Origin of the sequence: Agromyces bracchium, assembly GCF_009709675.1 — a bacterium.
In the GTDB taxonomy this organism is placed as follows: domain Bacteria; phylum Actinomycetota; class Actinomycetes; order Actinomycetales; family Microbacteriaceae; genus Agromyces; species Agromyces bracchium.
In genome coordinates, this window is record NZ_WMLB01000021.1 from 1 (window position 1) to 12,440 (window position 12,440).

Sequence of the window (12,440 nt, forward strand, 5' to 3'; positions counted from 1 at the left end):
CGCTGACCGCTGACCGCTGACCGCTGACCGCTTTCAGCGAACAGGCAGCAGGTGTCCAGCGCCGCCGGGGTAGCCTGCTAGCACCATGAACATGAAGAAGCTCCTGCGCGGGCCGATCCTCTACATCGTGCTGGCCATCATCGCGGTGTGGATCGGGTCCACCCTGATCACCCAGTCGGGGTTCCGCGAGGTCTCGACGCAGCAGGGGCTCGAGCTCCTCAACGACGGCAAGGTGTCGGCGGTGAAGATCGTCGACGTCGAGAACCGCGTCGACCTCACGCTCGCCGAGGCCGAGGAGGACCTCGGCACGCAGGTGCAGTTCTACTACGTCACCCCGCGCGGCGACGACGTCATCGCGGCGGTCGACGAGGCGAACCCGGCCGACGGCTTCGACGACGAGGTGCCGCAGCCGAACTGGTTCCTCTCGATGCTCGGCATCCTGCTGCCGCTCGTGCTCATCGGCCTCTTCTTCTGGATCATCCTCTCCGGCATGCAGGGCGGCGGCAACCGCGTCATGCAGTTCGGCAAGTCGAAGGCGAAGCTCGTCTCGAAGGAGAGCCCGAAGGTCACCTTCGACGACGTCGCCGGCGCGGAAGAGGCGATCGAGGAGCTCCACGAGATCAAGGAGTTCCTGAAGGAGCCGGCCAAGTTCCAGGCCGTCGGCGCCCGGATCCCGAAGGGCGTGCTGCTGTACGGTCCTCCCGGAACCGGCAAGACGCTCCTCGCCCGCGCGGTCGCGGGCGAGGCGGGCGTTCCCTTCTACTCGATCTCGGGTTCCGACTTCGTCGAGATGTTCGTCGGCGTCGGCGCGAGCCGCGTCCGCGACCTGTTCGACCAGGCCAAGCAGAACGCGCCGGCCATCATCTTCGTCGACGAGATCGACGCGGTCGGCCGCCACCGCGGCGCCGGCCTCGGCGGCGGGCACGACGAGCGCGAGCAGACGCTCAACCAGCTGCTCGTCGAGATGGACGGCTTCGACCCGAAGACCAACGTGATCCTCATCGCGGCGACCAACCGCCCCGACATCCTCGACCCCGCGCTGCTGCGCCCCGGCCGCTTCGACCGGCAGATCGGCGTCGACGCGCCCGACCTCAAGGGCCGCCAGAAGATCCTCGAGGTGCACTCGAAGGGCAAGCCGCTCGCGAACGGCGTCGACCTCGAGGTCCTCGCGCGCAAGACGCCGGGCTTCACCGGCGCCGACCTCGCCAACGTGCTCAACGAGGCGGCGCTGCTCACCGCCCGCTCGAACGCGCAGCTCATCGACAACCGCGCGCTCGATGAGGCCGTCGACCGCGTCATCGCCGGTCCGCAACGCCGCACCCGGGTGATGAAGGACAAGGAGAAGCTCATCACCGCCTACCACGAGGGCGGTCACGCCCTCGCCGCGGCGGCGATGAACCACACCGACCCCGTGACGAAGATCACGATCCTGCCGCGCGGTCGCGCCCTCGGCTACACGATGGTGCTGCCGCTGGAGGACAAGTACTCCGTCACGCGCAACGAGCTGCTCGACCAGCTCACCTACGCCATGGGCGGGCGCGTCGCTGAGGAGATCGTCTTCCACGACCCGTCGACCGGTGCGTCGAACGACATCGAGAAGGCCACCGCCACGGCCCGCAAGATGGTCACCGAGTACGGCATGTCGGCGAACGTCGGCGCCGTGAAGCTCGGCCAGTCGCAGGGCGAGGTCTTCCTCGGCCGCGACATGGGCCACCAGCGCGACTACTCGGAGGAGATCGCCGAGAAGGTCGACGTCGAGGTGCGCACGCTCATCGAGCAGGCGCACGACGAGGCGTGGCAGGTGCTGAACGACAACCGCGACATCCTCGACAAGCTGGCCGCCGAGCTGCTCGAGCACGAGACGCTCGACCACCACCAGATCGCCGAGATCTTCAAGGACGTCAGGAAGCTGCCCGAGCGGCCGCTCTGGCTCTCGAGCGACAAGCGACCGGTCTCCGACCGCCCGCCGATCCCGTTCCCGACTCGCAAGGCGCCGATCGACCAGGGCGCCGTCGACGGCGGTGTCGACTCCGGCACGCCCGTTGAGGAGGCGAAGGCGTCCCGCACGCCGAGCACGAAGCCGCGCCCCGCCACGGCGTGAGCCGCGGCACCGAGGAGGGCGCAGAGGAGGGTGCCATGACGGGGGTCGACGCCGACCGCATCGAGCGCGCCGTGCGCGAACTGCTCCTCGCCATCGGCGAGGACCCGGAACGCCCCGGCCTCGAGCGCACGCCGCAGCGGGTCGCCGAGGCCTACGCCGACTACTTCAGCGGCGTCGGCGCCGACCCGCTCGTGCACCTCGCCGACACCGTCGCCTCCGGCGACACCGCCGCGGGAGTGCCCGCGACCTCCGACGCCGTGGTGCTGCGCGACCTCGCCTTCCGGTCGGTCTGCGAGCACCACCTCCTGCCCTTCATCGGGACCGCGCACGTCGCCTACCTCCCGGGCGAGCGGCTCGTCGGCCTCGGACGCATCCCCGCCGTGATCGACACGATCGCGAGCCGCCCGCAGTTGCAGGAGCGGATCGCCGAGGAGGTCGCCGACGCGCTGGTCGCCGGGCTCGACCCGCGCGGCGTGCTCGTGGTGATCGACGCGGTGCACGGGTGCGTCACGGCACGGGGCGCTCGGCAGGAGCGCAGCTCGACGGTCACGATCGCGAGCCGCGGGGAGCTCGCCGAGCCCGCCGCGCGGGCCGAGATCATCGCGCTGATCGGATCGGGGCGCGGTGCCTGAGGCGGGGCCGGCCGAGCCCGTCATCATGGGCGTGGTCAACGTCACCCCCGACTCCTTCAGCGACGGCGGGCGATGGTTCGACGCGGATGCCGCGATCGAGCACGCCCTCGAGCTGGTCTCCGAGGGTGCGGACGTGCTCGACGTCGGCGGCGAGTCGACGCGGCCCGGGGCGGCCCGGGTCGATCCCGACGAGGAACTGCGCCGGGTCATCCCGGTCATCCGCGAGCTCGCCGGTCGCGGGCTCCGCGTGAGCGTCGACACGATGCGCGCCGCGACCGCGCAGGCGGCGGTCGAAGCCGGTGCCGAGATCATCAACGACGTCTCCGCCGGGCTCGCCGACGAGGCCATGGCCCGCATCGCCGCCGACTCCGGGGCGACCTACGTCGCGATGCACTGGCGCGGGCACTCCGACCGGATGGACGACCTCGCCGAGTACGACGACGTCGCGAGCGACGTGCGCGACGAACTCGCACGACGGGTGGACGAACTCGTCGCCGCGGGCGTCCCGGCCGATCGGCTGATCCTCGATCCCGGTCTGGGCTTCTCCAAGCGCGGCGAGCAGAACTGGGAGCTGCTGGCGAACCTCGACGTGCTCGCCGGGCTCGGGCTGCCGATCCTCGTCGGTGCGTCGCGCAAGCGATTCCTCGGTGCGCTGCTGCCCGAGGGGGCTACGGTCGAGGATCGCGACCTCCCGACGGCGGTCGTCAGCGTGCTGTCGGCGCAGGCCGGGGCGTGGGGCGTCCGCGTGCACGATGTCGCGGGCACCCGCGTCGCACTCGACGTCGTGCGCGCATGGCAGAGTGGACGACGTGGCCACCACTCGTGATCGGATCGCCGTCACCGGCATCCGCGTGCGCGCGCACCACGGCGTGTTCGACTTCGAACGCGAACAGGGGCAGGAGTTCGTGATCGACGTGTCCGTCGCCGTCGATCTCGCATCCGCGGCATCCGGCGACGACCTCGCCCGAACCGTGCACTACGGCGAGCTCGCCGTCGCGGTCGCGCAGGCGGTCGAGCGCGACCCGGTCGACCTCGTCGAGACGGTGGCCGAACGCGTGGCCGCCGTCGCCCTCGGCTTCGACGGCGTCGAGGAGGCCACGGTCACCGTGCACAAGCCGCAGGCGCCCATCGAGGTGCCCTTCGACGACGTCGCCGTCACGATCGTTCGGAGCCGCGCGTGAGCCGGGCCGTGATCGCGTTCGGCGCCAACCTGGGCGACCGCGAGGCCACCATCGCGTCGGCCACGCGGGCGGTCGCCGAGGCCGACGGCGTGGTGCTCGTCGCCGTGTCGCCCGTGTACGAGACGGCGGCCGTGCGACTCGACGGGATCGACCCCGACGCGCCGCGGTACCTGAACGGCGTCATCGTCGTCGAGACCGACCTCGAGCCGCACGCGATCCTCGACCTGCTCCAGCGCGTCGAGGCCGAGCACGGGCGCACGCGCGAGACGCGGTGGGGCGACCGCACGCTCGACCTCGACCTCATCGACGTGGGCGGCCTCCGCATGGCCGACGAGCGGCTCGAGTTGCCGCACCCGCGCGCGTGGGAGCGGGCGTTCGTGCTGCAGCCGTGGCTCGACGTCGAGCCCGACGCCGAGATCGCCGGCCGTGGTCCGATCGCGGCGCTGCGCGCCGCGGCGACCGACGAGGTGGTCCGTCGGTGAAGCGCACGCACGCCTCGACCATCGTCGCGTTCACGGTGGCCGGCCTCGCGGTCGGCTACCTCGGCGAGCTCGCACTCGTCGCGGGCGGCGCGACTGCGCTCGTGCCTCCGCTCTCGCTCGCCGTCACCCTCGTCGGCATCGGCGTGATCGTCGTGCTCGTGGCCTGGCCGATCCGGCAGGCCGTGCGCGGCGACCGCAGCCGCCGGGTCGATCCGTTCCGCGCGGCCCGCATCGCGGTGCTCGCCAAGGCGAGCAGCGTCACCGGCGCGCTCGTGCTCGGCGTCGGCATCGGCATCACGATCTTCCTGCTCACGCGCAGCGTCCTCCCGCCAGCCGACACGATCTGGATGGGGCTCGCCACCGCGATCGGCGCCGCACTGCTGCTCACCGGCGGGCTCGTCGCCGAACACTTCTGCACGCTCCCGCCCGACGACCCCGAAGAGGAGGGTTCGGCGCATGCCTGACCCCGAGCACGCCGCATCCGACGCCTCCCTGCCGGTCGCCGCCGGCCAGCCGACGCCGGAGACGACCGGACCGCCGTCCCCGTCGCCGGCGCCCGCGCCCGGAGGCGCGGCCTCGGTCGACGCACCCGCGCATGTCGACGACGACTGGCGGCGGGTCTCGCCCAAGCACGTCGTCGTCGAGGTCGTCGGCTCCGTGATCGGCGCCGGCATCACGGTCGCCGTGCTCCTCGTCGTCGGGTCGTGGTTCGAGCTGTGGTGGGCGACGTGGGCGGGCATCGCGGTCGGCGTCATCGCGCTCGTCTCGATCGCCCTGGAGCCGCGCCGAGTGCGTTCGATCGGCTATCGCCGCCGGGCCGACGACCTCGTCTTCCGGCGGGGCATCATGTTCCAGCGTCAGGTCGCCGTGCCCTACGGCCGAATGCAGCTCGTCGACATCACGCGGGGGCCCGTGTCGCGGGCGCTCGGCCTCGCCGACCTGAAGTTCGTGACCGCCGCCGCGTCGACCGCCGTGACGTTGCCCGGGCTTCCGCTCGAAGAGGCCGAGCGGCTCCGCGACGAACTCGTCGCCCTCGCCGAGACCCGCCGGGCGGGCCTGTGACCGAGCCCGCCGTCCGCGCTCCGATCGGCCCGCTCGCCGACGGCGAGTGGCATCGGCTGCACCCGGCGAGCCCGCTGCTGCGCGGCGGACTGGTGTTCCTCGCCGTGCTGGGCTTCGTGCTGGCGAACCTGCGCGAGCGCGTCGTCGAGGTGTTCGTGCTGTTCTTCGCGCCCGGCGCCGAGTCGCCCGGCGAGACGCCCGAGTTCGGCGGCGACTGGGCGGAGGACCCGGTCACCGGCATCGTGGCGAACGGGCTCGTCGGGTGGGCCCTGCTCGCCCTGGCCGCCGTCATCGTGCTCGTCGTCCTGGGGTTCTGGTTCGCGTGGCGCATGCACACGTTCCGGGTCACCGACGAGGCGCTCGAGGTGCGCAGCGGCATCCTGTTCCGCTCGCACCGCAGCGCGCGCCTCGACCGCATCCAGGGCATCAACGTCGCGCGGCCCGTGTTCGCCCGGCTCTTCGGCGCCGCCAAGCTCGACGTCTCGGTCGCGGGGCAGTCGGGCAACGTCGACCTGTCCTACCTCGGCTCGGCGCAGGCCGATCGCCTGCGGGGCGACCTGCTGCGCCTGGCGTCGGGCACCCGACGCCAGGAGGCGGTGGCGACGGCCGTCGGCGACGCCGTCGTCGCGGCGGGGGCGGATGCCGCGGGCGCCCTGCCGCTCGCTCCCGGCGCGCCGTCGGTGGTCGATCGCGCCGGCGCGGTCGTCGGTCGCCGCGTCGACGAGTTCCTCGCGCCCGAGCTCGACCCCGACCTCGCACCGCCCGAATCCGTGGTTCGACTCCCACTGCCTCGCGCGATCGCCTCCGCGCTCCTCGGCGGATCGATGATCTGGCTCGTCGTGATCATCGCGATCATCGTCGTCTCGCTGACGACCGGCACGCTGTGGATGCTGTTCACGTTCATCCCCGCCGCGATCGGCGTGGTGAGCTACCTGTGGTCGCGGATCACCGGGTCGCTGCGCTACTCGATCGCCGGCACGCGCGACGGCGTCCGCATCGGGTCCGGGCTGCTCTCGACCGCGAACCAGACCATCCCGCCCGGTCGTGTCCACGCGATCGAGGCGTCGCAGTGGCTCCTGTGGCGCGCGTTCGGATGGTGGACCGTGCGCGTCAACGTCGCCGGCCAGTCGATCTCGCAGGCGGGGGACGCCGCCCGTCGCACGCTCGTGCTCCCCGTCGGCACCGCCGACGACGTCCGACGGGTGATCGGCCTGCTCGCGCCCGACGCGCTCGACGACCTCGTTCCGCTGCTCGATGCCGGCCTCGCCGGCACGGGCCCCGCAGCGGGGTTCACCTCGGCGCCGCGGCGTGCGGCGTGGATCCGGCCGTTCTCGTGGCGCCGGATCGGCATCGCCGTCGAGGGCGGCACGGCGGTGCTCCGCAGCGGCTGGCTGCTCCGTCGCCTGGTGCTCGTGCCGCTCGCGCGCATGCAGTCCGTCGCCGTCGCGGCCGGGCCGGTGCGACGCGGTCTCGGACTCGAGTCCGTCCGCATCCACACGGTGGCCGGACCGATCGCGCCCGAGGTCCCCGCACTCGATCGCGCGGACGCGACCGCCGCGTTCACGGCCATCGCGGCGGAAGCCGTCGACCGGGCCCTCCACGACCGCACCGACCGGTGGGGGGTCGAGCATGCGTCCTGACCAGCGGGCCGGTCGCCTCGGCGTCGGCACGATCGGAGCGGGCCGGGTGGGCGCCGTCCTCGCCTCGGCGCTGGGCGGCGCGGGCCACGCGCTCACTGGCATCGCCGCAGTGTCCGACGCGAGCCGGGAACGCGCCGCGGCGATGCTGCCCGAGGTGCCGGTCCTCGCGCTGCCCGAGATCGTGGAGCGCAGCGAGCTGGTGCTGCTCGCGGTTCCCGGCGACGAACTCCGCACCCTCGTGGAGGGGCTCGCGACCGCCGGCGCGTGGCGACCCGGGCAGCTCGTCGTGCACACCGCTGCGGCGCACGGCGTCGGCGTGCTCGAGCCCGCGATGCGGGCCGGCGCGATCCCGCTCGCCATCCACCCGGCCATGTCGTTCACGGGCACGAGCGTCGACCTGGGGCGCCTCGCGGGAACGTGGTTCGCCGTCACCGCGCCCGCGCCGGTCCTGCCGATCGCGCAGGCGCTCGTCGTCGAGATGGGCGGCGAGCCGTTCGTCGTGGCCGAGGCCGATCGCCCCGCGTACGCCGAGGCGATCGACACGGCGGTCTCGTTCTCGTCGGCGATCGTCGACCAGGCCACCGGCATCCTCGAGGGCATCGGGATGCCCCGCGCCGGCGCCGTGCTCGCACCGCTCGTCCGCAGCGCGGTCGAGAACGCCCTCGCCCGCCACGACCCGGGACCGATGGTCGACGGGACGGCTACGATCGACGAGGCCGATGACGATCGGCCGTCGGGAGGTCGGGTGTGACGGGCGACGAGCGGGCACCTCGCAGCGGCAGCGTCGCAGCGGCCGACGCCGACGGCGTCGGAGCCGCCTCGCGGACCGCGGCGCCCCGGGTGCACGGCACCATCGCCGGCATCCGCGACGCGGTGACGGGGCTGCGCGCTGCGCAGCGGTCGGTCGCGCTCGTCCCGACCATGGGCGCGCTCCACGACGGGCACCTCGCGCTCGTGCGCAGGGCGCACGAGATCGCCGACGCGGTCGTCGTGTCGATCTTCGTGAACCCGCTCCAGTTCGGGGTGGGGGAGGACCTCGATCGCTACCCGCGCACCCTCGACGCCGACGTCGCGGCGCTCGCGCGGGAGGGCGTCGAGTTCGTGTTCGCGCCCACCGCCGACGAGATGTACCCGGAGGGGGCCGTCGAGACGAGCCTCGCCGCCGGTCACGTCGGCACGCTCTACGAGGGCGCCTCCCGGCCGGGTCACTTCGACGGCATGCTCACCGTCGTCGCGAAGCTCTTCCACATCGTGCAGCCCGACACGGCCGTGTTCGGCCAGAAGGACGCGCAGCAGGTCTTCCTCGTCCGCCGCATGGTCGCCGACCTGAACGCGCCGCTCGCGATCGAGGTCGTTCCGACGGTGCGCGAGCCCGACGGTCTCGCGCTGTCGAGCCGCAACCGGTACCTCGACGCCGGCGGGCGTCGCGCGGCACTGGCGCTCTCGGAGTCGCTCGCCGCCGCCGAGGCCGCCGCGGGCGAGGGGTTGGACGAGGTGCTCGCCGAGGCGGCCGCCGCGTTCGGCGACCACGAGGCCATCGAGCTCGACTACCTGGTCGTCGTCGACCCGGCGACCTTCCTGCCCGTCGACGAGGGCGCGACCGGCGAGGCGACGGTGCTCGTGGCGGCCCGAGTGGGCGGCACCCGGCTGATCGACAACGCCGGCATCGTGCTGGGCTGAGCCGAGGCATCCGGCTGCCCTTCAGGTCGGCGCGCAGCGGCGGGATACGCTGGTGGGTGGCATCCGCTCGGATGCGCGCCCCACGAACCCACCCCCACACCGGAGACGCCATGGCCGACGAGACCACGCACGAGCCGACCGCCGAGGAGATCTCGGAGCAGAAGGCCGTGCGACTGGCCAAGCGCGAGCGGCTCATCGCCGACGCCGCCGACCTCGGCGACGGCGCGTACCCGGTCTCGGTGCCCGTGACCACGACGATCCCCGAGGTTCGCGCGCGGTTCGTCGGCCTCGGCGTCGACGAGCGCAGCGGCGAGACGGTCGGCGTGTCCGGCCGCGTCGTGCACCTCCGCAACACGGGAAAGCTCTGCTTCGCGGCCCTCCAGTCGGGCGACGGCAGCCGGATCCAGGCCATGGTCTCGCTCGGCGAGGTCGGCGAGGAGGCGCTCGCGGCGTGGAAGGAGCTCGTCGACCTCGGCGACCACGTGTTCGTCGCGGGCGAGGTCATCACGAGCCGCCGTGGCGAGCTCTCGATCATGGCGACCGAGTGGCGGATGGCGGCGAAGGCCATCAACCCGCTGCCGAACCTGCACAACGAGCTCTCCGAGGAGACGCGCGTGCGCAGCCGCTACCTCGACCTGATCGCGCGCGAGCAGGCGCGACGCAACGTGATCGACCGGGCCACGGTCAACGCGAGCCTCCGCTCGACGTTCACGAGCCTCGGGTTCGTCGAGGTCGAGACCCCCATGCTCCAGGTCATGCACGGCGGCGCGTCGGCGCGCCCGTTCGTGACGCACTCCAACGCGTTCGACACCGAGCTGTACCTGCGCATCGCGCCCGAGCTCTACCTCAAGCGCGCCGTCGTCGGCGGCATCGAGCGCGTGTTCGAGATCAACCGCAACTTCCGCAACGAGGGCGCCGACTCGACGCACAGCCCCGAGTTCGCGATGCTCGAGGCCTACCAGGCCTATGGCGACTACAACTCGATCGCCGACCTGACCCAGAAGCTCATCCAGGACGCCGCGTTCGCGGTCGCGGGCTCGCACGTGGTCACGTGGGCCGACGGCACCGAGTACGACCTCGGCGGCGAATGGGACCGGCTCTCGATGTACGGCTCGCTCTCCGCGGCGGTCGGCGAGGAGATCACCCCCGAGACCCCCATGTCGCGCCTGAAGGAGCTCGCCGACGACGTCGAGATCGAGGTCGACCACCCGCTGCCGGGCAAGTACGTCGAGGAGCTCTGGGAGCACCACGTGAAGTCGGGCCTCACCCGTCCGACGTTCGTCATGGACTTCCCGCTCGACACCTCGCCGCTCGTGCGCCAGCACCGCTCGATCCCCGGCGTCGTCGAGAAGTGGGACCTCTACGTGCGCGGCTTCGAGCTCGCCACGGGCTACTCCGAGCTCGTCGACCCCGTCGTGCAGCGCGAACGGTTCGTCGAGCAGTCGCGCCTCGCCGCGGGCGGCGACCCCGAGGCGATGCGCCTCGACGAGGAGTTCCTGCGGGCGCTGGAGTTCGGCATGCCCCCGACGGGCGGCATGGGCATGGGCATCGACCGCCTCCTGATGGCGGTCACCGGCCTCGGCATCCGCGAGACGATCCTCTTCCCCCTGGTCAAGTGACCGGTGGTCGAGTAGCGAAGCGTATCGAGATCAGGAGCCTCCGATGAACGACTACCTCCCGAAGAAGGAACTCGAGCCCGAGCCCGACCCGCGCAAGCCCTCGTTCTCGCGGATCGCGATCTGGGTGATCGTGGGTGCCGTCGGCCTGTACCTGCTCGGTTCGGGCATCTGGGGCATCCTCACCGCGGGTTGAGGATTCCGCGGGTATTCTGGAACGGCTATGGACGACTTCTGGCTGAACGCGATCTGGTCGCTCGCACCGACCGTGCTGATCGGACTCATCTTCTGGTTCGTGATGCGCTCGCTGCTGCGCGCCGACCGGACCGAGCGCGACGCCTACGCCAAGATCGAGGCCGAGGAGCGCGCGAAGCGCGCCGAACAGCAGCACCGAGCCGCGTAGCCCCGGCATGACGTCGGCGCAGGTCACGGCGATCATCGCCCTGTTGGTGCTCGTCGTCGACATCGTCGTGCGCGTCATCGCGATCATCGTCGTCCCCCGCAACCGAAGGCCCACCGCCGGCATGGCGTGGCTGCTGGCGATCTTCTTCATCCCGTACCTCGGGGTGCTCTTCTTCCTGCTGATCGGCAACCCGAAGCTCCCGAAGGCGCGACGGGAGAAGCAGGCCGAGGTGGACCGCTTCATCCGCGAGTCGACGCACGGCGTCGAGCAGGTCAGCGATCACCGCGACTGGCCCGACTGGTTCGAGGGGATCGTGCGCCTGAACCGCAACCTCGGCGCGATGCCGCTCATCGGCCACAACAGCGCGCGGCTCATCGGCGACTACGAGGCATCGCTCGACGCGATGGCCGACGCGATCTCCCGCGCGACCCGATACGTGCACGTCGAGTTCTACATCTTCGCGTACGACCCGACGACGGCCCGGTTCTTCGACGCGCTCGGCGACGCCGTCGAACGCGGCGTCGAGGTGCGCGTCCTCCTCGATCACATCGCCTCGCGGCGCTCGAAGGGGTACCGTCGCACCATCCGTCGGCTGACGCGCATGGGCGTCGACTGGCGCCTCATGCTCCCCGTGCAGCCGCTTCGCGGCAAGTACCAGCGTCCCGACCTCAGGAACCACCGCAAGATCCTCGTGGTCGACGGCGAGGTCGCGTACATGGGCTCGCAGAACATCATCGACCGCAGCTACAACAAGCGCGGCAATATCCGTCGCGGCCTGAAGTGGCAGGAGCTCGTCGCCGAACTCGAGGGCCCGATCGTCTCGGGCCTCGACGCGATCTTCGCGACCGACTGGTACCTCGAGACCGGCGAGGCGCCCTCGCGCGAGGAGCTCATCCCCTTCGCCCAGCCACCCGCCGAGCAGAACCTCGACTGCCAGGTCGTTCCGAGCGGGCCGGGGTACCAGAACGAGAACAACCTCAAGTTCTTCCTCGCCCTCCTCTACGCCGCGCGCGAGAAGATCATCATCACGAGTCCGTACTTCGTGCCCGACGAGGCCATGCTCCGCGCGATCAGCGGCGCCACGCAGCGCGGCGTGCACGTCGAGCTCTTCGTCTCGGAGATCGGCGACCAGGCGCTCGTCTACCACGCGCAGCGCTCCTACTACGAGGCGCTGCTGCGCGCGGGCGTCCGGATCTACATGTACCGCGCGCCGTTCATCCTGCACGCCAAGCACTTCACGATCGACGACGACGTGGCCGTCATCGGCTCGAGCAACATGGACATCCGGTCGTTCGAACTCAACATGGAGGTCTCGCTGCTCGTGCACGGCGCGTCCTTCGTCCGGGAGATGCGGGCCGTGGAGGACGGCTACCGGCGGGACAGCCGCGAGCTGACCCTCGAGGAGTGGATGCGGCAGCCGCTGCGGTCGACCGTGCTCGACAACCTCGCGCGGCTCACTTCCGCCCTGCAGTAGCGAGAAACGCGCAGGATTCTTCACACGAACGCAACGAATCGCTCTGGAACGTGCATGCGTTCGCATGCAAGGCTGGCTGGTACCGCTTTCCAGCGCACGATTCCACCGGGGTCGTGCGCGGTTCGTCCGCGACGGCGAGACCCGCCGCCCCGTGTGCGGCGAGCCGGTC

General features: G+C 71.8%; 14 protein-coding genes. All 14 read left to right on the forward strand.

Translation table 11 applies throughout. The features are described from left to right. The first annotated feature begins 85 nt into the window (after positions 1–85). The 14 genes from ftsH (at position 86) to cls (ending at position 12,271) form a co-directional block, all read left to right on the forward strand. Complete coding sequence (gene ftsH / locus GJ743_RS08250; protein ID WP_155051440.1) at positions 86–2,101, forward strand: ATP-dependent zinc metalloprotease FtsH; 2,016 nt, start codon at positions 86–88, stop codon at positions 2,099–2,101. 35 nt (positions 2,102–2,136) lie between these two features. Further along, the gene (gene folE, locus GJ743_RS08255; RefSeq protein ID WP_155051441.1) at positions 2,137–2,733 is read left to right on the forward strand and encodes a GTP cyclohydrolase I; all 597 of its coding nucleotides are present in this window, start codon (positions 2,137–2,139) and stop codon (positions 2,731–2,733) included. 25 nt (positions 2,734–2,758) lie between these two features. Beyond that, a complete protein-coding gene (gene folP, locus GJ743_RS08260; protein ID WP_155051468.1) occupies positions 2,759–3,559 on the forward strand; it encodes a dihydropteroate synthase in 801 nt (266 codons plus the stop codon). Then, positions 3,543–3,914 carry a dihydroneopterin aldolase gene (gene folB / locus GJ743_RS08265; RefSeq protein WP_328288960.1) on the forward strand — a complete coding sequence of 124 codons (372 nt, stop codon included), beginning with the start codon at positions 3,543–3,545 and terminating at the stop codon, positions 3,912–3,914. Before folP ends, folB begins: the two co-directional genes overlap by 17 nt. Continuing rightward, a complete protein-coding gene (folK, locus tag GJ743_RS08270; protein ID WP_328288961.1) occupies positions 3,911–4,396 on the forward strand; it encodes a 2-amino-4-hydroxy-6-hydroxymethyldihydropteridine diphosphokinase in 486 nt (161 codons plus the stop codon). The genes folB and folK overlap by 4 nt, the downstream gene beginning before the upstream one ends. Beyond that, entirely contained in the window at positions 4,393–4,860 is a 468-nt protein-coding gene (locus GJ743_RS08275; RefSeq protein ID WP_328288962.1) for a DUF3180 domain-containing protein, read from the forward strand. The genes folK and GJ743_RS08275 overlap by 4 nt, the downstream gene beginning before the upstream one ends. Then, a complete protein-coding gene (locus GJ743_RS08280; protein WP_155051443.1) occupies positions 4,853–5,458 on the forward strand; it encodes a PH domain-containing protein in 606 nt (201 codons plus the stop codon). Before GJ743_RS08275 ends, GJ743_RS08280 begins: the two co-directional genes overlap by 8 nt. Then, positions 5,455–7,098, forward strand: a complete 1,644-nt coding sequence (locus GJ743_RS08285) for a PH domain-containing protein (protein ID WP_155051444.1) — start codon at positions 5,455–5,457, stop codon at positions 7,096–7,098. The genes GJ743_RS08280 and GJ743_RS08285 overlap by 4 nt, the downstream gene beginning before the upstream one ends. After that, positions 7,088–7,849 (forward strand): Rossmann-like and DUF2520 domain-containing protein, encoded by a 762-nt coding sequence (locus GJ743_RS08290; RefSeq protein WP_155051445.1) that lies wholly within the window; start codon positions 7,088–7,090, stop codon positions 7,847–7,849. The genes GJ743_RS08285 and GJ743_RS08290 overlap by 11 nt, the downstream gene beginning before the upstream one ends. Positions 7,850–7,950: 101 nt before the next feature. Beyond that, the gene (gene panC, locus GJ743_RS08295; RefSeq protein WP_328288964.1) at positions 7,951–8,778 is read left to right on the forward strand and encodes a pantoate--beta-alanine ligase; all 828 of its coding nucleotides are present in this window, start codon (positions 7,951–7,953) and stop codon (positions 8,776–8,778) included. A gap of 110 nt (positions 8,779–8,888) precedes the next feature. Beyond that, complete coding sequence (lysS, locus tag GJ743_RS08300; RefSeq protein WP_155051446.1) at positions 8,889–10,397, forward strand: lysine--tRNA ligase; 1,509 nt, start codon at positions 8,889–8,891, stop codon at positions 10,395–10,397. 43 nt (positions 10,398–10,440) lie between these two features. Next, complete coding sequence (locus tag GJ743_RS08305; RefSeq protein WP_155051447.1) at positions 10,441–10,590, forward strand: hypothetical protein; 150 nt, start codon at positions 10,441–10,443, stop codon at positions 10,588–10,590. A gap of 27 nt (positions 10,591–10,617) precedes the next feature. After that, a complete protein-coding gene (locus tag GJ743_RS08310; protein ID WP_155051448.1) occupies positions 10,618–10,797 on the forward strand; it encodes a hypothetical protein in 180 nt (59 codons plus the stop codon). A 7-nt stretch (positions 10,798–10,804) separates the two neighbouring features. Next, a complete protein-coding gene (gene cls / locus GJ743_RS08315; protein WP_155051449.1) occupies positions 10,805–12,271 on the forward strand; it encodes a cardiolipin synthase in 1,467 nt (488 codons plus the stop codon). Positions 12,272–12,440 lie beyond the last annotated feature (169 nt).